Raw genomic sequence first — 21140 nt, forward strand, 5'->3', positions numbered from 1 at the left:
GGCACAACAACGTCGTGACCGCCCCTTCCGGCGGCAGTCACAGTAAGGAAGACATATGGCACAGCTGCCCCCGCTCCCGCAGAACTTCACCTACTCCGCCGAACACGAATGGGTCGACGGCGCTGCCGATGAGCTCGTCGGCAAGACCGTCAAGGTCGGCATCACCGCCGTCGCCGCCGATGCCCTCGGCGAGGTCGTCTACGTCGACCTGCCCGCGGTCGGCGACACCATCACCGCAGGTGAGACCTGCGGTGAGGTCGAATCCACGAAGTCCGTCTCCGACCTCTACACCCCGGTGACCGGCGAGGTCGTCACCATCAATGAGGCGGCCGTGGACTCACCCGGACTGCTCAACTCCGACCCCTACGGTGAGGGCTGGCTGTTCGAGGTCGCCGTGACCGAGGTCGGCGAAGTCATGGACGCCGCCGGCTACGCCGAGGCGAACTCCCTCTGAGCCTCAGCGCGAGACTCACCTGAGTCTCGCTCCTCCCTGTTAGGGGCGGAGGATATAAACCCTGAAACGGGGTCGGTCGAGGTCGGTGCCGACACATCGTCGGCATCGGCTCGCCATGCACGTGAGTGCACGGCTGTTCGGTCGGCCCCGTTGTCATCTCATCAGAAACGAAGTGATTGCCATGCCATTGAGTGTCTTCGACCTCTTCACGGTCGGCATCGGACCGTCGAGCTCCCACACCGTCGGACCGATGCGTGCCGGCGCGAGCTTCATCGACCTCCTTAGCGATTCGCTGAGATCCGTGGCGGATCTGCGCGTCGACGTGTTCGGTTCCCTGGCCGCCACCGGCGCCGGTCACGGGACCTTCGACGCCATCCTCATCGGCCTCGAGGGCTGCCGCCCCGATCTCATCGAAGCCAACGAACTCACCGCCCGGCGGACACGGATGTCCGAGACCGGGACGATCATGCTCGGCGACTCGACCGGCAACGGCGTCGAACTCGAGTTCACCGAGGATGACATGGTCAAACGCCCGCTGACTGTCCTCCCTCGCCATACGAACGCCATGACCGTGACCGCCTACGACGCTGCGGGGGAGACCCTCGCCGAGGAGACCTATTACTCCGTCGGCGGCGGATTCGTGACCTCGGAGACCGAATTCCTCGAGAAGGAGAAGACCGCCGAGGAAGGTGCGGGAAACGGTGATGCCGAGTTCGCGGTCGCGGACTCTGTCGTCGATGCCGAACTCGAGTCCTACGACGAAGAGCTGCCCTATCCTTTTCACTCCGGTGTCGAGCTGCTCCAACGCTGCCGCGAGAACGACCTGTCGATCGCCGAGATTATGCACGCCAACGAACTGTCGATGCGCGACGAGGACGAGATCCGGCACGGACTGCTCCACATCTACTCGGTGATGGAGGAATGCGCCTCGGCATCCCTGGACCGCTCGGGCTATCTGCCCGGAGGGCTCAAGGTTCGCCGCCGCGCACACGACTGGTACCTCAAGCTCAAGGCCGAGGACCCCGACCGTGATCCCGGCTACTACCTCGAATGGGTCAACCTCATCGCGATGGCCGTGAACGAAGAGAACGCCTCGGGAGGCCGCGTCGTCACCGCGCCGACGAATGGGGCTGCTGGCATCATCCCCGCCGTGCTGCACTATGCGCTCAACTACGTTCCCGCGGTGAGGGAAGGCGGCGAGTCCGCGAAGCACCGGGCCATCGTCGACTTCCTGCTCACCGCGGCGGCCATCGGAGTCCTCTATAAGGAACGTGCGTCGATCTCCGGCGCCGAGGTGGGCTGTCAGGGTGAGGTCGGATCCGCCTCGTCGATGGCGGCTGGGGGACTGGCTGCCGTGATGGGTGGGACGCCCGAGCAGGTGGAGAACGCCGCCGAGATCGCGATGGAGCACAACCTCGGCCTGACCTGCGATCCGATCTCCGGACTCGTGCAGGTGCCCTGCATCGAACGCAATGCGATCGCCGCAGGCAAGGCCATCAACGCCTCCCGCATGGCTCTGTGGGGCGATGGCCAGCACCGGGTCAGCCTCGACGAGGTGATCGAGACGATGCGCCAGACCGGCGCGGACATGTCCTCGAAGTACAAGGAGACAGCGATGGGCGGCCTCGCCGTCAACGTCGTCGAGTGCTGAGGTCAGTGCGTTTGAGGTTCTGAGCAAGGCAAGCGGCGCTCACCTGAGTCGCGACCTCTCGAGCCGGCCTTGCGGATTCATCGACTTCCGTACCTCTGCAGCGGCCTGAAGCAGCAGGGAGAGAGAGTTAAGTGTGCGAAGAATGCCGAAAATCGGCCTCTCAGCGACATTCTTCGCTCACTTAACTCGTGTCGGCGGCGGCAAGCGCGCAGCATCCGGCTGATGGCGGCGCTGCGCGAGCACCTTCGCGCCTGCGCGAACTACTTCGCAGCCGCCTCGATCCCGCCCGCAGAGCCTCAGACGGCAACCTCGAGCAACAGGACGCCTTGCTATCCAAATTCAAGCGAAGTGACATGGAACACGTGGAACCCTTGTTCCAACTCCAGTCAAATGTAACGAAACGATAACGAACCTCTGGCGCGGTATGAGCGCGAAGGAGCGCCCCGTCACATCCCAGAGATGCCATGGGGAAAGCCGGGTCCGTTACATGTCGGTAGCTCGGGATGATCGTTGCGGAAGTGCCCCGGAATCGGCACTTTCGAGGTTGACGCTCGATCTCAGCCCGTTAGGTTTGTTGGCGTGATTAACGCACTCGCTGAACCGAAGACGCAAATCGACGTCCGGACTCCAGAACTGGAGGACGGACAACATCTATGGCGGCTCGCGAAAGACACAGCCGTGCTCGACCTGAACTCCTCGTACTCGTACCTGCTGTGGTGCCGCGACTTCGCGGACACCTCGGTGATCGCACGAATCGACGGAGAACCCGCCGGCTTCATCACCGGGTACACCCGTCCGGAGAATCCGGACACCCTGATGATCTGGCAGGTGGCCGTCAACGAGAACTTCCGTGGACACGGACTCGCATCGACCATGCTCCATGAACTGGCCGACCGGACCGGCGCTCTCCGCATGGAGACGACGATCACCGAAGACAATGCGGCGTCCAACCGCCTGTTCCAGGCGTTCGCTGAGAAGCGTGGGGCCGGCTTCGGCCGTCGCCCGCTGTTCACCCCGGACCTCTACCCGGACGGCCACGATACCGAGTACCTCTACGAGATCGCACCCCTGTAACGAGCCCCACCCCGGTGCCGCGCAGCCCCCTGCCTCAAGGGAGCGAACGCGACAGGTGCCATGAGGCGGAAGGAAGCGCCCGCAATGAGCGGCAGCGGCCACCGCCTCGGCGACTGCACACGATGCAGCCGCACAATCAAGAAGTCGAAAGGACTCCAAAGATGACCGAAACACCTTCTGACAAGCCCGACATCTTCGAAACTCGCGAGTCTGCCGTGCGCAGCTACTGCCGTTCCTGGCCCGCCACCTTCGCCCGTTCACAAGGTGCCAAGCAGTGGGACGAAGACGGCAACGAGTACCTCGACTTCTTCTCCGGCGCCGGCGCGCTCAATTACGGCCACAACAACCCGGCCGTGATGGGCCCGCTCATCGAATACCTGCAGTCGGGTGCCGTTCTGCACTCGATGGACATGAAGACCCCGGCCAAGCGCGAGTTCCTGCAGACCTTCCAGGACCTCATCCTCAAGCCGCGCGGACTCGACTATTCCGTCATGTTCCCCGGACCGACGGGAACCAACACCGTCGAGGCGGCGCTCAAGCTCGCTCGCAAGGTGACCGGTCGCCAGCACATGCTCTCGTTCACCAACGCGTTCCACGGTATGACGCTGGGATCGCTGTCGGTGACTGGCAACTCGATGAAGCGCGAAGGCGCAGGCATCCCGCTGACCAACAGCTCGAAGATCCCGTACGACGACTACTTCGACGGAGAGGTCCCGGACTTCCTGTGGCTGGAGAAGGTCCTCGAGGACTCCGGCTCGGGCGTCGATAAGCCCGCCGCTGTCATCGTCGAGACCGTGCAGGGCGAGGGCGGACTCCGTGCCGCTCGCGCCGAATGGCTGCGCGCCCTGTCCGATCTGTGCAAGAAGCACGAGATCCTCCTCATCGTCGATGACGTGCAGGCCGGCTGCGGCCGCACCGGCTCGTTCTTCAGCTTCGAAGAGGCCGGCATCGAGCCCGACATCGTCTGCCTGTCGAAGTCGATCTCCGGTTCGGGTCTGCCGCTGGCACTGACTCTGTTCCGTCCCGAGCTCGACGTCTGGGAGCCCGGCGAGCACAACGGCACCTTCCGCGGAAACAACCCCGCGTTCGTCACCGCGACCGCCGCCATCAAGACTTTCTGGGCCGACAACGAGTTCCAGAACCAGCTTGCCGACACCATCGCCGCGCTGCACCAGCGCCTCGACGGAATCGTCGAGAAGGCCGAAGGTGCTTCGATCCGCGGGCGCGGCCTGCTGGCCGGCGTCTGCTTCGAAGACCTCGAAGTGGCGGAGAAAGTTGCCGCCTACGCCTTCGAGAACGGTCTCCTGCTCGAGACCTCGGGCGCCGATGACGAAGTCATCAAGATCATGCCGCCGCTGACGATCGACTCGCGCGATCTGCAGGCGGGCCTGGACATCATCGAGGCCGGAGTGGCCAAGTTCGCTCCCGCCGCTGCCAAGGCCGCACTGGCCTGACCCACCTCTGCCCGGGCCGGCGTCGCAGCAGTGGCGCCGGCCTGAGCTTTGGGTCGAACCGAGCTCACCAGCTCGATCGCCCAACCGGGCCGACGGGAGCCGTTGAAGTGAGACGGAGGCCCGCGGTCCACCCCTGAATACTTTCACCGACCTTTTGCGAAAGGACCACAAATGTACGTAGTCAACCGCGATGACCTCAACGACACCGACCGCGATGTGAAGTCCGAAACCTGGCGCTCACGCCGCATGGTGCTCGGCAAGGAACGCGTCGGTTTCTCGTTCCACGACACCGTGATCTACGCCGGAACCACCTCGACGTTCCACTACCAGAACCACGTCGAAGCCGTGTACTGCGTGCAGGGCAAGGGCACGCTGACCGATCAGGAGACCGGCAAGGAATACCCGCTCCACGATGGCGTCATGTACCTGCTCGACGGACACGAGAAGCACACCGTTGTCGCCGAGGAAGAGCTGCGGATGGCGTGCGTGTTCAACCCGCCGGTCACCGGTCGTGAGGTCCACGACGAAAACGGCGTGTACCCCTTCATCCTCGAGGATGAGGCGGCACCCGCGAACTGAATCAGTTCCCCTCGCCGAGGCGGCCCGAGCATTGCGCTCGGGCCGCCTTTTTCGTGTTGTTGAGTTGTGCGCTTGAACGGCAAGGTTGAGCCGAAGCCAGTCGCACTGCAGGTGTGATAATCTTCGGTCATACAACTTTCAAGTTTCGTGACTTCTCGTTGCCGACTGCACATTCGTTGACTCCGACTCAGGCATCCCCTTCCATCCCATCTTCAGTTGGAGTCTCCATGAAGTTCCTCAAGCGCGCCCTTGTGTCCTCAATCGCTGCTCTTGCTCTCGCCGTTGGCCCCGCAGTCTCTGCCGAGGCTGCGAGCACCTCGTTCGACGTGACGAAGCTGTCAGCCAGCAACGTGGTGGTTTCGAACTCAAGCCCGGTCAAGACGTACACAACTATGTCTTACAAGATCAAGAAGTCTGACGGCTGGATGGTTGATACCAGCATTTACGGTCGGCACGGAGAAACTGCGGAAGCGAGCTTCTATTCGACTTTCTCGCCGGATAACAAGGACCGAGTAACGCTCTATCCGGACGAAAGTGGGCTTGGCAGGTACACCCTAGGGCCTTCGGAAGTTGAGTCGGACTATTACAACGGTTACAAGACTGTTTGGGAAGACTTCACGGACTACACCAAAGGCTACTTCTACGTTCGAGGTAAGACTTACGCCTCCCTGTCCTCCAAACGCAGCGGTAGCACCGTCACTCTGACCTCGTCGACAAAGGTTTACCACCCAGAGCACTACGGCAAGATCAAGTACAACCCGAAGGTGAAGTTCCAGGTCAAATCCGGCGGCAAGTGGAAGACCCTGAAGACGGTCACCGCGAAGAAGGGCAAGGCCGTCTACAAGGTGAAGTCAAAGAGCAAGAAGACCTACCGCGTCACGTTCGGCCAGGTCAGCTGGGCAACCGGAGCCACCTCGAAGTCGGTCAAACGCTGACCGTCCAAAGAATGACCGGCACCTTTGGAGGCGATTCATCTCTGTTGGATCGCACCGAGGGTGCCGGTCTCTCTGTCCTGGCTCTGACCGGGGTACCGGGGACGATGTCTTCCTGTTACGGTGGCCGCACAACCCGTTCTGCGGGGCCGATGAGCAGTTACGCCACCGGCCGGGCAGACGGCACATAGCGAAGGAAGGAGAAATGATGACAGCAGTATCAGCTGCGACCGCAACCACAGATCTCTATCCGACTCGCTCCGGTGAGACCACAGAGGTTCTCCCGCGCACGGGTCCGATCGTCTTCGGCTCTCCCGAAGACGGGCCCCTCGAGGCGCCTGATCTCAAGCACTTCGAGGACACGGGCTATCTGACGATCGATCAGCTCATCACAAGCGAAGAGCTCACACTCTTCACCGACGAGCTTCAAAGGCTTTCGCGTGACCCGGAGGTGAAGGCCGATGAGCGTACCGTCGTCGAAGCCGAGTCCGACGAGGTCCGGTCGATATTCGACATCCATCGCACCAATGAGATCTTCAGAAAGATCGCGAACGATCCGCGCCTCGTCGACCGTGCACGTCAGATCCTCGGAACCGATGTCTATATCCATCAGAGCCGGATCAACTACAAGCCGGGATTCGTGGGCAAAGAGTTCTCCTGGCATTCGGACTTCGAGACCTGGCATGCTGAGGACGGAATGCCCACTCCGCGCGCGGTGAGTCTTTCGCTGTCGCTGACGGACAACTACTCATTCAACGGCCCGCTGATGATCATGCCCGGTTCGCACAAGCGCTACATCAGCTGCGTGGGAGGCACTCCCGAGGACAACTATCGGAAGTCACTTATCATGCAGGGTGCGGGCACCCCGGATCGTCAGACTCTCAGTGACTTCGCCGACGAATACGGCATCGACGTGCTCGAAGGAGCGGCCGGCGGAGCGATCATGTTCGACTCCAACTGCATGCATGCGTCGAACGGCAACGTCACTCCGTTCTCGCGCTCGAATATCTTCATCGTGTACAACTCGGTGGAGAACACGTGTGTGGAACCGTTCGCAGCGCCGAAACCGCGCCCGGAGTTCGTCGGCAGCACTGACTTCACTCCAGCCGGTAGGTGACTCCACATACGCAATCGGGCCGGCCGCTGATGCCTCGCCCATGCCTGGAACTCCCCGTGGAGTGAGCGCATCTGCACAGAAGGGGTCCGGTGCCGCAGTCGCGGCGCCGGACCCCTTTGCCTTCCAACAGACCTCGATGAGTCGCGGCTACTCGATGATCCACAGGTCAGTCCCACGAATCACGCCACGGGATCCCTCGAATGGGCCTAGCGCTTCCATGAGGGGAAGCCACAAGGCACCTAGATCGGCAGTTCTCTTGCCTCCGTAACCCTGGGCACGGCGATTCTCGTTATACATCAGCTGACCGATCTCGGAATCGGTGACGGTCCAGATGACCACCTGTGGTGGATCATCATTGGTGAACGTCACTCGGTGTGAATCGGCCGTGACCGACCATCCGGTCGCCTCGGCGAGGGCAGTTGCCAACTCAGCGCGATCGATACTCAACGGGACCTCCTGAGGGTCGGGGGCTGCTTGCGGGCCTTGGGGAATGAAAACACATCGGGCGCCCCTGAGAAGGGAGCGCCCGATGTGTCTGCGAAATCAGAATGATCGCAGCATCATTCGCCGTCGGGGCGGACCTTCTTGCCGCGGTCCTGCCAGAACTTCGCGGTCGTCACCTCGTCGGTGCCGTCCCAGGCGTCGACCTCGGTGTTGATGCGCCGATAAGTCGGCAGATCCCCGCGGCGGAACACCGGTTCGAAGCCGGCCTTGCGCTGCTGCTGGTAGTTCTTCAGCAGAGAGAACACCAGCGGCGAGAGCATCAACAGGGCGAAGAGGTTGATGAGAGCCATGATCGCCATGAAGATATCTGCCGCGGTCCACACCAGATCGAGAGCCGCGATCGCACCGATGAACACCGAGACCATGACGATGACCTGATACACGCGCAGCGCGACGCGGTTCGTCGTCAGATGCTCGATATTCGCTTCGCCGTAGTAGTAGTTGCCGAGGATCGACGAGAACGCGAAGAGAAAGATCGCCAGCGTGAGGAAGTGGATCGCCCACTGCCCGAGCTGACCACTCAACGCCGTCTGCGTGAGCTGGATGCCCTCGGCGGAGCTGCCGTACTCCGGGTTCGACAGCAGGATGATGAACGCAGTGATCGAGCAGACGAGGATCGTATCGAAGTACACACCCAGCGCCTGCACGAAGCCCTGCTTGGCCGGGTGGGACGCCGAGGCGGTGGCCGCAGCGTTCGGCACCGAACCGATACCGGCCTCATTGGAGAACAGGCCGCGCTGAACTCCGATGAGCATGATCGATCCCAGCGTGCCGCCGGCGATCGAATCCATGCTGAACGCGTCGGTGACGATCGTGGCGATCATCGACGGCACGGCACCGATGTTCATCACCACGACGATGATGCCGACGATGAGGTAGAGGCCGGCCATGATCGGCACCAGATAAGCCGAGATGTTCGAGATGCGCTTGGCGCCGCCGGCGAAGATCGCGAAGGCGGCGACGGCGATGATCGCACCGGCCACGGCAGCGAAGACGCCGTCCGAACTCTCGACTCCGAAGGAGGCCCCGACAGCGTCAACGATGGAGTTCGACTGCACCGAGTTGAACACGATGCCGTAGGTGATGGCGACGATGACGGCGAAGACCAGTCCGAGCCACTTCATGTTCAGCCCGTGCTTGATGTAATAAGCGGGACCGCCGCGGAAGTTCGGACCGTCCTTGAGCTTGTACAGCTGGCCGAGTGCGGATTCAGCGAAGGCCGTGGCGCCGCCGACGATGGCCGTCACCCACATCCAGAACATCGCACCCGGTCCTCCGAGCGAGATCGCCAAAGCGACACCGGCGATGTTGGCCGTTCCCACGCGCGAGGCCGCGGAGATCGAGAAGGCGCGGAACGGTGAGATGTTGCGGTTGCCCTCGGAATCCCGTCCGCCGGGCTCGGTCAGGGTGCGGAACATCTCGGGCAGCAGGCGGACCTGCACCACTCCCGTGCGGATGGTGAAATACAGACCAGTGGGGATGAGAACAGCCACGAGGATGTACGACGATACGGTGCTGACACTGTCGAAAGCACTCTGGAGCATCTCCATCGAACTGCGCCTCCTTCGGCAATTATGCTGGAGAGGATCGGAGGCGCGGAACGCGAGAACTCCGTCCGTGTTTACTCCCAGTCTGCCACCCTTGCTCCCGAGGTTGTGGCAGTGGCCCCTGCCCGAGGTGCGACATTCCCTTTCGGCCGAGTCAGCGTCAGCCCAGGCGACGGCCAGTGCCGACACCGTCAGGATTCATGTTCCGTCCACTCGCGCATCATCCGGAACTTGCTCGGGACCCCTATTCTGGGCGGCCTAGTACTCATCGTTCGGCCACCGTGCAGCAGTTGGATCCGGAGCCCGAATGCCACCCGCAGTCTCCGTGGAGGAGTTCTGAAATGCCCATCACCCTCGCCACCCCCACCTCCGATCACTCGCCCCGCGACCTCAGCACCGGCGTCACCGATACCGTGATCGATCCCGCCCGCGTTCGGGTCCCGCCCCTGGTCATCGCACACCGAGGTGCGTCCGCCGACTGGCCGGAGAACACGATCCCCGCGTTCATCGCCGGCATCGACCAGGGCGCAGACATGATCGAGACCGACGTCCACATGAGCGCCGACGGTGAGCTCGTGATCATGCACGACACGACCGTCGATCGCACCACCGACGCCCGCGCCCTGTACCCGAATCGTCAAGACCGCAGCATCGCCGGCATGAACGCCGCCCAGATCGCCACGCTCGATGCCGGAAGCTGGAAAGGTGAGGAATTCGCCGGGATCCGTGTGCCCCGTCTCGCCGAGGTGCTCACTCTCGCACACGACACCCGCACCGGCCTGCTGCTCGAGGTCAAGCATCCCGAGCTCTATCCCGGAATCGCCGAGGCGGTCCTGTCCGCCCTGCGCACCGTGCCGAATTATCTCGACCGGGCTTTGGCCGCCGGCATGCTCGTCGTCCAGTCCGCGAACTGGGCGTTCGTCGAAGAGTTCCACGCCCTCGCCCCGGAGATCCCGGTGGGTGTGCTCGGCCGCCCGTGCCCGGACGAACTCCAGGACTTCGCCGACTGGGTCGACCAGGTCAACCCCGAGTTCTGCGCCGCCGACGAGGAGTTCCTCACGGCCATCCACGAACTCGGAATGACGAGCCTGGTGTGGACGGTCGATGACCTCGGCGAGATCGAACGGGCCATCGACGTCGGCGCCGACGGCATCATCACCAACGCCCCTGACCGCCTCGTCGAGGTCGTCGAAGCTCTCTGATGACCCGGCGCTGCCCCAGCGTTCGAGTTCGAATCACAATGCCCGAACGCGCCGCATCGGTCACTCGTGCGGAGCGCGCGCCACGTCGCTGAGAGCTGACTTCCACGTCGTCGGATCGGTCACGGGGAAGCTGCGGCCGGTGACCTCCTCGGCGAGGATCCGGACGAAGTGATTCTTCGTGCCGGGCTGCAGCGGGGAGACGTCGAGCGAGACGGTGCTGCGCAGGTCGTCGGGAGCGGTGATCTCCTTCGCATCGCCTTTGACGACGACGCTGAATGCGGTCTCCTCATCGACGCCGTCGATCTCGAAGGCGACGCGGGGATGACTGCGCATGGCGTCGATCTTCGTGCCGTCCCCGGTGCGGATGACAAGAGCGGAATGCTCGACGGTGAAGTTGACCGGGAAGATCTCCGGGGCGTCATCGACGATGACCGCCAGTCGGCCGACTGTGGTCGACCGCAGGTACTCCCAGCACTCCTTGGCGTCGAGGGTCCAGGGTGATTCGGTGTTCATGGTCGTCCTCCTTGTCCGACAGCGGTGGTCACCGTGTTCGGCTCCCTCCTCGCTGAGTTCTACATAGTGTAGAAGAAGCGCGGCTGAGGAGGAAGAGGTGTTTGCCCGTCGGATGATGTGGTCTCACCACGTGGGGCGGCTCAGCTGTGGGCGAGCAGTCTGCGGCAGTCGCGGGCCGGCTCAGTCGGGGGCGGGCCGGCGGATCGCGCGGTCGTGGGACTTGTCGCTCTCCTCGTCGCCGGATAGGGCAGACTCTTCGTCGCGGGTCTGGGTGTCGTGGGTCGGAGCACAGTTGAGCGTGCGGACCGCGAGCACGAGGCTGCCGAGAACGAGGCCGAACATGGAGACGACCCAGCCCGGGTATCCCAGGGTGGAGACCGGTGGATATCCGACCGCCAGCAAGGTCGACTCCAGGCACAACAGCAGTCCGCAGGCGATGACGACGAAGGCCAGAGTGCGAGCCGATCGCGGTGTGGTGCCGGACGAAGCCGGGCCGACGGCCGGTTCATCGGCCGGCAGCGACCGAGACTCGGCGATGACCCGCAGGGCGGCGATGGCGGAGACGAGCCCGATCGCTGCGCCCAGAGCATTGACGGCATCACCGTACTCGAACAGGAACATGGCGTCGACGAACATGGTTCGCAGCAACCAGACGAGGAGCACGATCCCGGTCGCGGCGAACAACCCGATGGCGGCGGCACGGGAACGGCGCCGGAGGACTGCGGGGGCGGCCGCCTCGGCGACAGGGACGAGTTGGGCCGTGACCCCGGCCAAGGCAAGGGCCACGACGATCGGGAAAGTCACCGTGACGATGAGACTCAGGGCGCCCAGGGCCGTGGTGAGCGTGGGATTGCCGGCCAGACCCCCGGCGTCGGTGCCGAGCATGTCGATGGTGAAGATCGACTTGAGCGCTTCGACGGCGCAGAGGAACACGGTGACGACGATGAACACGCTGCGGGGGATCGGGCGAAGACCGCGGGCGATCGTGATCGCGGCGGCGCCGGAGACCGCGATGAGCGCGAGGCGCAGGAGGCTCGGACCCGGTGACGACACATAGGAGTCTTGAGCCTTGACCTCGAGGAGCCCGGCGCCGATCCACGTGACGAGGAAGATGGCGGCGGCAACGATGGTGATGGCCATTCTGCGGGCGTCGAGGCCGATTCTCGGGTCACAGGCGTCGGTGTTCGGTGCGGTGGTCATGGCCCCATGCTCCCATAAAAACCAGCTTCCTTGTCGGCTGAATGGGGAAGATCTCGCACTGTCTTGAGCGTGATCTCGCACGAGACCGCCCGAAATGAGACGCTGGGGTCATGCCGAACGAACTCGCCGACTCGACCAGCCCCTACCTGCGCGCGCACGCCGACAATCCCGTGGACTGGCGGATGTGGACGAAGGACACCCTCGCCGAGGCGGCCCGCCGTGACGTCCCCATCCTCATCTCGATCGGCTACTCCACCTGCCACTGGTGCCATGTCATGGCCCACGAATCCTTCGAGGACGAAGCAGTCGCGGCGATGATGAACGACCGGTTCGTGCCCGTGAAGATCGACCGGGAAGAACTGCCGGACATCGACGCCTACTACATGAACGCCCTGCAGGCGATGACCGGCCAAGGCGGATGGCCGATGACGATCTTCGCCACACCTGCCGGCAGTCCCTTCTATGCCGGCACCTACTTCCCGCCCGCGCCGCGGGGCAATCTGCCTGCGTTCACGCAGGTGCTCTCCGCCGTATCGGCGACCTGGACGGACCGCCGCGACGAGGTCAACCAGATGACGGCCCGGATGGACCGCGGACTGGCCGAAATGGCCGATGCAGTGACGAGTGCTCTTCCCGCCGAGGCAACCGCGGAGTCATTGACCCCGGATGAACTCGATTCCGCCGCCGCGGCGCTCCTCGATTCCTACGATCCGGCGTGGGGCGGGTTCGGCGGTGCACCGAAGTTCCCGCCGATGATGAACGTCCTCCAGCTCCTCGCGGCGTTCGTGCGCTTGGGCGGGACCGCCTCGGCGGGTGAGGGACCCGACAGCGGTGATTCGGCGCGCCCGGGAACCGGTGGGACCGCCTCGGCGGACGGGGGAGCGGCCGCTGAACATCCGATGGATCGGGTCCGGGCCGAAGGACGGCTCGGCTGGCTCGGCGCCGACGGGCACCTGACCGGCGAACTCGTCCTCGACTGCCTCATCGCGGTGCGTTCGACGCTGGCTCGGATCGCCAGCGGCGGCATGCGCGACCAGGTGCGAGGTGGAATCGCCCGCTACAGCGTCGACCGGCAGTGGTTCGTGCCGCACTTCGAGAAGATGCTCTACGACAACGCCCTATACCTGCGCGCCGTCGTCGCCTGGGCGAAGGTCGAACGCACCCTGGACCCGGCGTCCAAATGGCTCGCATTGGCCGAACGCGAGATCGCCGACACCGCGAACTTCCTGATCAGCGACCTGTCGACCGACGACGGGTTCATCGCCGCACTCGACGCGGATTCGCTCAACTCGGCGGGAGACTCCGAAGAGGGCGTAGCCTACGTCTTCACCCCCGAGGAATTCGCGGAAGCCGGGCAGGCCGGTCTGCTCGGGCTTGTCGATTCCCCGGCCGGGGGCGAACTATCCGGCCAGGTGGTCGCGGCCGTGCGCATCATCGACTGGCTCGGCATGGAAGACGTGCCCTTCGACGCCGAGCACCCCGCGCCGTGGGACATTGACGCGACGCGGCATCAGCGCGAGGTGCTCGAGCAGCTGCGCGCTCGCCGGTCCCAGCCGGCCCGCGACGAGAAGATCATCACCGAATGGAATTCCCTGGCTGTCACCGCCCTCGCCGAGGCGGCCCTGTACTTCGGTGCGGGAGTTGCGACTGGCGGTGGTGCCGATTCGACAGGGAGTGCGGACCCGAATGGTGGTGCGAGCACGGGGAACACCGAATCTGCGGATTCGGCGCGATGGGCAGAAACTGCCGTGCGATTCTGGACGGCGACGCATGACCGACTCAAGCCGGGTGGTGCGTCCGAATCGGGGGACTCGTCCGACTCGGCTGCGCTCGATGTGCGGCGTTCTTTCACCGGCGGAGTCGCCGGCCCCGGGCGGGGCGGGCTCGCCGATTGGGCGCAACTCATCACCGCTGGGACCACGGTCCGGCAGCTCCCGGACGGGGCCGCCTCGGTGAGGGTGGAGGATCTGGTCGATCTCGGGTCGGCGATGCTTGACCTCTTCACCTCCGAACGTGGCGATGGGGTCCTCGAAGCGGTCGATTCGCTCGGTGACGGAATCATCGACGTGAAGTCGGTGGACCCCGTCGACAACACCGTGCCTTCGGGACGATCCGCGGCCGCCGAGGCGGTGCTGCTGCTCGCCGAAATCGGTGTCGAAGCTGCGACGTCTGGTGGGTTGGAATTCGGTGGCTGGGAGCCATCGGGCGATGCGGCGTTCCCGGGTGAAGGCGCCGAGCTGGATACGGGACGGCTTTTGGAGGTTCGGGATCGGCTGCTCGGGGTCTACCGGGCGCTGGCCGGGCAGGCTCCACGCGGGTGCGGGCATGCTCTGTGGCAGGCCGAGCGGGCCCTGTCTCCTGTGCGGGTCGCCACCGTCGACGAGGCACTGCGGAACATCGCGGCCAGGCATCCGTCGCTGACTCTGCTGACGGCCTCGACGGGGGTGCCGGGGCCGGACGGCCGAGAGGTCGACGTCCCCGCGGGGACGGCGATCGTGTGCCGAGGGACCTCGTGCTCACTGCCAGTGGGCACCGCCACGGAGCTGGTTGGGCTGTTGGACAGGTAGGGGCGAGGTTCAGTTCAACAATTGAAGGTCGGGCCTAGGCTCGAGGCTCCGCTCGGCGTTCGAGGCTCAAGCCGCGGTAGCGGTTGAGCGCGGCGGCGATCTCCTGACGTCGCGGCCTGGTCAGGTGGCCCGGATGGTCGCGGTGCCCCGTGATTCCGTCGATGCCTTCAGCATCGAGCATGCCTTCGACCTCGGCCAGCGCCTCAGTCAGGGAGGTGCGTCCGTCGAAGATCTCCGCGAGGTATTCGAGAACTTCGGCCACTCCAGACGCCTGCTGAGCGTCGACGAGCTGAGCGATGGCGATGAGGTCGATGAAGTCGCGGCCGAACTGGATCCGGTCGGATCCCTTCGCACGAGCGGTCTTCGTCTTCGACGCCGGACGCAGGGCTTTCGCTGTGGGCACGCGCGGTGCGGCGGTGAAAGCAGGGGCAGTGGGGGATTCCGGGGCAGCGTCCGAACCGGTGTCCGGGCCAAGGCCGGTTGGAGCCGTTTCGAAGTCGGCGGCGGTGACGCCGACGAGGTCGTGCGCTTGATCCGTGACTTCGCTGGGTACGTAGGCGTCGAGAGCGATGACGTGGTCGGCGACTTCGAAGAACGCACTCGATCCGCCGGCGACGAGCACCGTGGACACGCCCTGTCTGGTCAGCAGAGGTCGGACGCGGTCGACGAACGGGGTGATCGGTTCCCGCTCGGCGGGGATGAGCGCACGCATACGTTCGTCGCGGATCATGAAGTTCGTCGCCGAAGTGTCCTCGTCGATGAGCAGGGTGTTCGCGCCCGCCTCGATCGCTTCGACGAGATTGGCCGCCTGCGAGGTCGACCCGCTGGCGTTCGTCGTGGAGAAGAATCTCGTGTCAGAGCCCGAGGGTAGGTTGTTGATGAACGCCGAGATGTCGTCGCCGGTGACGGCGCGACCGTCCTCGGCTCGAATGGAGGTGGCAGTCGGGTCGCTGATGACCCATTCGCGCCCGTCGCCGGCGATATGCGCGTAGACGCCGCGTTCGAGCGCGCGCAGAATCGTCGACTTCCCGTGATAGCCGCCGCCGACGATGACGGTGACCCCGTGAGGGATGCCCATGCCGGTGACGGTGCGGCCGCTGGAGAGTTCGACCGTGTGCTCGAGTTCGGGAGGGGAGGTGAACGCAACCGCATCGGAGGATTTCATCGGCAGGTCCGAATCCCCGGACGTCCGCGGGAGAATCGCACCATTTCCGACGAACCCGATGAGTCCTGCTTCGCCGAGGTGGCTGCGCAGTTCCAGCTGATCCCGGTGCAGTTGGACGTGGTCGGCAAGCCCCTGGGCCGACGGAGCGTGAGTGTTTCCTCCGCTGCCTGCCGGGACGTCTGACCAACGGTCGAAGAGGAAGAGCCGTTCGGCGAATTCCGGGAGATCGCGGGTGAGGATGTCCGCTGCCTGATGGCCGAGGATGCGGCGGCCGCGTGCAGGCAGATTGACGAGCAGTCGTGCCTCGAACCCGGCATCGTCGATGAGGATGTTCGTCCGCTCGAGGATCTCCTGTCCGGGGTGGCCGAGGATGAGTGCGCGCTGATTGATGTTCGCGAGCACCTCATTGCCGGCGCGGAGCAGATAGTCGGCGGCGGCGATGCGGTCGGCGCGATCAGTGGTGAGGTCAAGCGGGAACCTCGCATCCGCACGGTCGACGCGGACCCGGACCTTCGACGGGGAAGCGAACGGGTCGGCCTGGACCCGGTCGATGAACACGGTGACCGGTCCGAAGGTGTAGCGGCCGCGGATCTGCTTGAGATTGCCGTAGCTGCGACCGTCGAGGTTGTGCAGAGTGGAGGCGAGACTCGACTGACGTGAACTCATTTCACTCATGCTACTGGGTGGAGATGATCGCCTACTCAGCGGTTGTGGACTCCAGGCCGTAGAACCGGGCCGCGTTCGACCAGAACACGGCGTCCGCTTCGGCGGGGGTGAGCACCTGACGAAGGAGCGTGAAATCGGCATCGGCGAAGGGGCGACGTGCTCGCGTCGACGGCAGGTCCGTCCCCACCATCAGAGCGGTCGGGTCGGTGTCGACGATGCGGCGGACCGCCTCGGCGGGAGCGAGCTCCACACGACCGAAACCGGTGGCCTTGACCTTGACTCCTGCCTCGACGAGGCGCAGCAGGGTGGACAGTCCGTCCTCGTGCATGCCCAGATGATCGATGCTCACCGCCGGCAGTGAGGCGATGCGTGCGGCGAGGTCCTCATCGATGGTGCGGGCGTCGATATAGAGCTCGGCATGCCATCCGACGAGGTCATGGACCCGCCTGGCAAAGCTGTCGAGGGCATCGAGGGTGGCCGAACCGCCGCGGGCGATATTGAATCGCAGAGCCTTGATACCGGCCTCGTCGAGGCGCCGGATCTGATCATCGGTGGTCTCATCCGGAAGCTGAGTGACGCCGACATAGTTGTCGCCGAGCTGGCGCAGGGCCTCGATGAGGTATCCCTGGTCGAAGCCCTGGAACGAACCGGACACGACGGCTCCTCCGGCAACCTCGACTCCCACATCGGGGAGGCTCTGCAGTCGCGCGCGATAGTCGGCGACCGTGAACGGATCGGGCAGATAGTTGTTGTTCTCGATCAGCGGATGGTTCGGATCGATGATGTGCAGGTGCGCGTCGAAGGCACGCTGGAGATCGCTCATACCGTCAACCTACATCGTCCTCAAATCGCTCGTTCAAGGCGTGGCGCGACTGTCGGACCGTGTACCGTTCGATGGGCGCGCTCCGCCTTGAACGACGCTGACGAGGGGCGGAGGAGCCGATCGCGGATTCTCATTCTTCGGCACTGCGGATAACGATCCCATCAAGGGTCTCGAACGCGCGGTCGACAGACCTGGTCATGTCAGCGCCTCGGTATATTGTGAGGGAGTTCACATTGAAGTGATCGGGCGGCGCTGATCGACGGTGATCGCGACTGCTCTCTCCGAGCATTTGGAAGGATGAGGATGTCCGGACGCACTGCCGAGGCCGCTCCGACAGACCCGGCGCAGCAGGCCGACGTCGACGAGCTCATCGCTCAGTACGACGAAGAGCTGCCGCAGCGGACTCTGACGCGCAGACTCGACCTCGGCGTCGGCATCGTCTGCTTCGTCGTCTCGCTCTTCGTGCTCAACCAGGTGTTCTTCCCTCTGCGACAGGGCAACCAGTTCTACCTCATGTGGTTCCTCGCGTTCGTGCTGCCGCTGGTGTTCGTCTGCTACCGGCCCGGTTTCGGTCGCAAGGCCGAAGCGGCCGACAAAGCCGCGGAGGCAGCTGGGGCGGTGTCGACGGGCGGCGCAGGGGTCGCGGGCACGGCCGGCACCGAGGCGGGGGCCGCCTCGGCGACATCATCGACATCGACGAAGAGGAAGCGGGCCAAGAACGACAACCCGTCGATCATCGATTGGGTGCTCGTCGCCGTCACCTTCCTCACCTGCGCTTATCCGGTGCTGCCGTTCTTCTCCGGCGGGTTCAACGAATTCCTCAACCGGCAGGGATCGCTGACTGGCCTCGACGTCATCATGGGCGGGGTCCTGCTTCTTCTCATCCTCGAAGCGACCCGACGGACCACCGGACTCATCCTGCCGATCTTCTGCATCGTCTTCTTCCTCTACAGCTACTACGGCTCCTACATCCCCGTGAACTGGCCTGGCTCGCATGCGGGGCAGAACTTCGACCAGATCGTCAACGCTCTGTACAACGACGCCTCCGGTTTCTACGGGATCCCACTCGACGTGGCAGCGACCTACATCGTGCTGTTCACCATTTACGGAGCCGTACTCGACAAGACCGGCGCCGCCAGCTTCTTCATCGACCTCAGCTTCTCGCTGTTCAAGAAATCCAAGGCAGCACCCGGACGCACCGTGGCACTGTCCGGATTCCTCCTCGGCACGGTCTCCGGCTCGGGCACGGCCACGGCCGTCTCGCTCGGCGCGGTCACCTGGCCGGTGCTCAAACGGGCCGGCTATCCGAAGGAGAACGCCGGCGGCATGCTTGCCGCCTCCGGCATCGGCGCCATCCTGTCCCCGCCGACACTGGGCGCCGCGGCCTTCATCATCGCCGAGCTGCTCAACGTCTCCTACGGACTTGTCCTTCTGTGGGCAGTCGTGCCCACCCTCCTGTACTACCTCGGCATCTTCCTCGCCATCGAAATCGACTCCCGGAAGATCGAAGTCGACTACACCCCGCCGCCGGGTCTGCGGTCATGGCCGATCTTCAAAAGGGGCTTCTACCACTTCATCTCGCTCGGCATCATCGTTGTCTTCCTCGCCCTCGGCATGGCACCGTTCAAAGCCGTTGTCTACGCGACGCTCGTCGGTATCGGATTCGGCATCATCGAGATCATCCTCGCCCGCCGAGGCGAACCCGCCACGATCCTCCGCGCCGTCTGGGACGTGTTCTACGGGGCTCTGTCGACGGGCATCCGCTCGGTTCTGCCGGTGACGAGCGTGTGTGCCGCCGCAGGCATCATCGTCTCGACGATCACGAAGACCGGACTCGGCCAGGTCATCTCCGACATCCTCATCAAGGGAGCCCAGGCGTTCTCGAATGATCCGACGGTCATCCTGATCCTCACCTGCATCTTTGCCGCCGTTGCCGTGACGGTTCTCGGACTGGCAGTGCCGGTGACCGCCTCATTCATCACCAGCTGGGTCATCGTCGGCCCAGCGCTCATCACCCTCGGAGTCCCCGAGGCGGCCGCCGCGATGTTCATCTTCTACTACGCAGTCCTCTCCGAGGTCTCCCCGCCGACAGCGTTGGCGGCAGTTGCCTCCTCGGCAATCACCGGCGGCCGTGTCATCGCCACCATGTGGCAGGCCTGCAAGTACGCGATCCCCGCATTCCTCGTGCCCTTGGCCTTCACCTTCACTCCCGAAGGTGCCGCGTTGGTCGCTCAGGGCGGATTCCTCGGCGCGGTCTGGACCTTCCTCGTCTCGGCCTTCGCAGTCGCTGCCTTGGCGGCGGGCGCGGGCGGATGGATCATTCGCCGCGCCGGCTGGCCTGAGCGGGTACTGTGCTTCCTCGCCGCCGGTTCGCTCCTCTACCTGCAGCCACTGTCGATGATGGTCGGCTTCGCGGCCCTTGCTCTCGCCCTCGTCATCCACCTCATCCTCCGACGCAAACCGGTGACCGCCTCGGCGACGGGAACTGCGGCAGGGGTGGCCGCCCCAGCGAAGGACGAAACATCAGCAACCACAACCGGTACACACAGCTCCGATGACGGATCCACCGACGAACCACCCTCGTCCGGAACACCGGCCGGGACCAACTGAGAAAGGGACGAAGTCCATGAAGCGAACAAAGACGTTCACGATCGCCGCGGCTGCCCTGGCCGCAGTGCTGACGATGAGTTCATGTGGTGGCAAGCGCGAAGCCGAACCCGCCGCAGAAGGCGGGGACGGCTGCACTGCCGCCTCGGGGCAGATCACCATCGCCACCGGCAACTCGACCGGCGTGTACTACGTGCTCGGCGGCGGACTGGCGCAGGTGATCTCCGACAATTCCGACCTCAAAGCCACAGCGTCGGAGACCGGCGCCTCCGTGCAGAACCTCCAACAGCTGTCCAGCGGCGACTTCGACATCGCATTCTCCTTGGCCGATACCGCTGCCGACGCAGTGTCGGGCAATGAGGACTTCAAGGAGGCCGAGGACATCTCCGCGCTCTCGCGCATCTACGACAACTACACTCACGTCGTCGTGCGAAAGGATGCCAAGATCGACTCGGTCGAGGACTTCAAGGGCAAGACGATCTCGACCGGATCGCCGAAGTCCGGCACCGAGGTCATCGCGAACCGTCTCATCGAATCCGCCGGGCTCAAGGACGGGGACGTGACCAAACAGCGCCTCGACCTGTCGAAGACCGTCGACGGGATGAAGGACGGAACCATCGACGGCATGGTGTGGTCCGGCGGACTGCCCACGGCAGGCGTCACCGATCTCTTCACTTCGAACGGCAAGGACGTCGAGATCCTCGACATCTCCGACCTCGAAGGGAAGATGAAGGAGATCAACCCCGTCTACGAGGTGGCCGAGATCCCCGGTGACACGTACAAGGGCGTTGACACGGTGAAGACGATCGTCACCCCGAACGTGCTCATGGTCCGCAACGACATGGACGAAGGCACGGCCTGTGCTCTGACGAAGCTCCTCTTCGACAAGAAGGACGATCTGGTCAAGGTGCATGCTGCGGCGAAGGAGATCAACCTCGACACCGCCGAGCCGCCGGAGCCGATCAAGCTGCACCCGGGTTCGCAGAAGGCACTGGACGAACTGAACAAGTAGGAGGTTGGGCTGGCCGGCCCCGTTGAATCAAGGGTTGGCGCGTCTGTCGACTCGTGCACAGTTCGATCGACGC

At 64.2% G+C, this 21140-nt stretch carries 17 protein-coding genes; 11 read left to right on the top strand and 6 right to left on the bottom strand.

The genetic code is table 11. The annotated features are described in order from the left end of the window. The first annotated feature begins 55 nt into the window (after window positions 1-55). The 7 genes from gcvH (at window position 56) to thpD (ending at window position 7261) form a co-directional block, all read left to right on the top strand. Complete coding sequence (gene gcvH, locus SB749_RS07105) at window positions 56-454, top strand: glycine cleavage system protein GcvH (RefSeq protein WP_410709712.1); 399 nt, start codon at window positions 56-58, stop codon at window positions 452-454. 181 nt (window positions 455-635) lie between these two features. Then, window positions 636-2105: an L-serine ammonia-lyase gene (locus tag SB749_RS07110; protein ID WP_410709713.1), complete on the top strand. Its 1470-nt coding sequence runs from the start codon at window positions 636-638 to the stop codon at window positions 2103-2105. A gap of 678 nt (window positions 2106-2783) precedes the next feature. Beyond that, a complete protein-coding gene (gene ectA, locus SB749_RS07115) occupies window positions 2784-3179 on the top strand; it encodes a diaminobutyrate acetyltransferase (RefSeq protein ID WP_410709714.1) in 396 nt (131 codons plus the stop codon). Between the two features lie 161 nt (window positions 3180-3340). Next, a complete protein-coding gene (gene ectB / locus SB749_RS07120; protein ID WP_167193664.1) occupies window positions 3341-4633 on the top strand; it encodes a diaminobutyrate--2-oxoglutarate transaminase in 1293 nt (430 codons plus the stop codon). A gap of 171 nt (window positions 4634-4804) precedes the next feature. Beyond that, a complete protein-coding gene (locus SB749_RS07125; RefSeq protein WP_410709715.1) occupies window positions 4805-5212 on the top strand; it encodes an ectoine synthase in 408 nt (135 codons plus the stop codon). Between the two features lie 227 nt (window positions 5213-5439). Further along, window positions 5440-6147 carry a hypothetical protein gene (locus SB749_RS07130; RefSeq protein ID WP_410709716.1) on the top strand — a complete coding sequence of 236 codons (708 nt, stop codon included), beginning with the start codon at window positions 5440-5442 and terminating at the stop codon, window positions 6145-6147. 205 nt (window positions 6148-6352) lie between these two features. Then, the gene (gene thpD / locus SB749_RS07135; protein ID WP_410709717.1) at window positions 6353-7261 is read left to right on the top strand and encodes an ectoine hydroxylase; all 909 of its coding nucleotides are present in this window, start codon (window positions 6353-6355) and stop codon (window positions 7259-7261) included. A 147-nt stretch (window positions 7262-7408) separates the two neighbouring features. Here thpD and SB749_RS07140 read toward each other — a convergent pair whose 3' ends face one another. Together SB749_RS07140 and SB749_RS07145 are read right to left on the bottom strand one after the other, a co-directional pair. Beyond that, window positions 7409-7708, bottom strand: a complete 300-nt coding sequence (locus SB749_RS07140; RefSeq protein WP_410709718.1) for a hypothetical protein — start codon at window positions 7706-7708, stop codon at window positions 7409-7411. Between the two features lie 113 nt (window positions 7709-7821). Beyond that, entirely contained in the window at window positions 7822-9315 is a 1494-nt protein-coding gene (locus tag SB749_RS07145; RefSeq protein WP_410709719.1) for an alanine/glycine:cation symporter family protein, read from the bottom strand. Window positions 9316-9653: 338 nt separating this feature from the next. On the opposite strand from SB749_RS07145, the gene SB749_RS07150 reads away from it, so the two are divergent. Further along, window positions 9654-10514 (top strand): glycerophosphodiester phosphodiesterase, encoded by an 861-nt coding sequence (locus SB749_RS07150; protein WP_410709720.1) that lies wholly within the window; start codon window positions 9654-9656, stop codon window positions 10512-10514. 60 nt (window positions 10515-10574) lie between these two features. On the opposite strand, the gene SB749_RS07155 is transcribed toward SB749_RS07150, so the two are convergent. Then, entirely contained in the window at window positions 10575-11027 is a 453-nt protein-coding gene (locus tag SB749_RS07155) for a pyridoxamine 5'-phosphate oxidase family protein (protein WP_410709721.1), read from the bottom strand. A gap of 180 nt (window positions 11028-11207) precedes the next feature. Further along, on the bottom strand, window positions 11208-12227 hold the full coding sequence (locus tag SB749_RS07160; RefSeq protein WP_410709722.1) for a hypothetical protein: 1020 nt from the start codon (window positions 12225-12227) through the stop codon (window positions 11208-11210). A 110-nt stretch (window positions 12228-12337) separates the two neighbouring features. On the opposite strand from SB749_RS07160, the gene SB749_RS07165 reads away from it, so the two are divergent. Further along, window positions 12338-14794 carry a thioredoxin domain-containing protein gene (locus SB749_RS07165; RefSeq protein WP_410709723.1) on the top strand — a complete coding sequence of 819 codons (2457 nt, stop codon included), beginning with the start codon at window positions 12338-12340 and terminating at the stop codon, window positions 14792-14794. A gap of 34 nt (window positions 14795-14828) precedes the next feature. Here SB749_RS07165 and SB749_RS07170 read toward each other — a convergent pair whose 3' ends face one another. Together SB749_RS07170 and SB749_RS07175 are read right to left on the bottom strand one after the other, a co-directional pair. Continuing rightward, window positions 14829-16625: an ABC-ATPase domain-containing protein gene (locus SB749_RS07170; RefSeq protein ID WP_410709724.1), complete on the bottom strand. Its 1797-nt coding sequence runs from the start codon at window positions 16623-16625 to the stop codon at window positions 14829-14831. Window positions 16626-16656: 31 nt separating this feature from the next. Continuing rightward, entirely contained in the window at window positions 16657-17448 is a 792-nt protein-coding gene (locus tag SB749_RS07175; protein WP_410709725.1) for an amidohydrolase family protein, read from the bottom strand. A 303-nt stretch (window positions 17449-17751) separates the two neighbouring features. On the opposite strand from SB749_RS07175, the gene SB749_RS07180 reads away from it, so the two are divergent. Beyond that, a complete protein-coding gene (locus tag SB749_RS07180; RefSeq protein WP_410709726.1) occupies window positions 17752-20058 on the top strand; it encodes a TRAP transporter permease in 2307 nt (768 codons plus the stop codon). Between the two features lie 16 nt (window positions 20059-20074). Next, window positions 20075-21067 (top strand): TAXI family TRAP transporter solute-binding subunit, encoded by a 993-nt coding sequence (locus tag SB749_RS07185; protein ID WP_410709727.1) that lies wholly within the window; start codon window positions 20075-20077, stop codon window positions 21065-21067. Window positions 21068-21140 lie beyond the last annotated feature (73 nt).

The sequence above is a fragment of the Brevibacterium sp. SIMBA_078 genome (assembly GCF_046534565.1).
Lineage (GTDB): Bacteria > Actinomycetota > Actinomycetes > Actinomycetales > Brevibacteriaceae > Brevibacterium.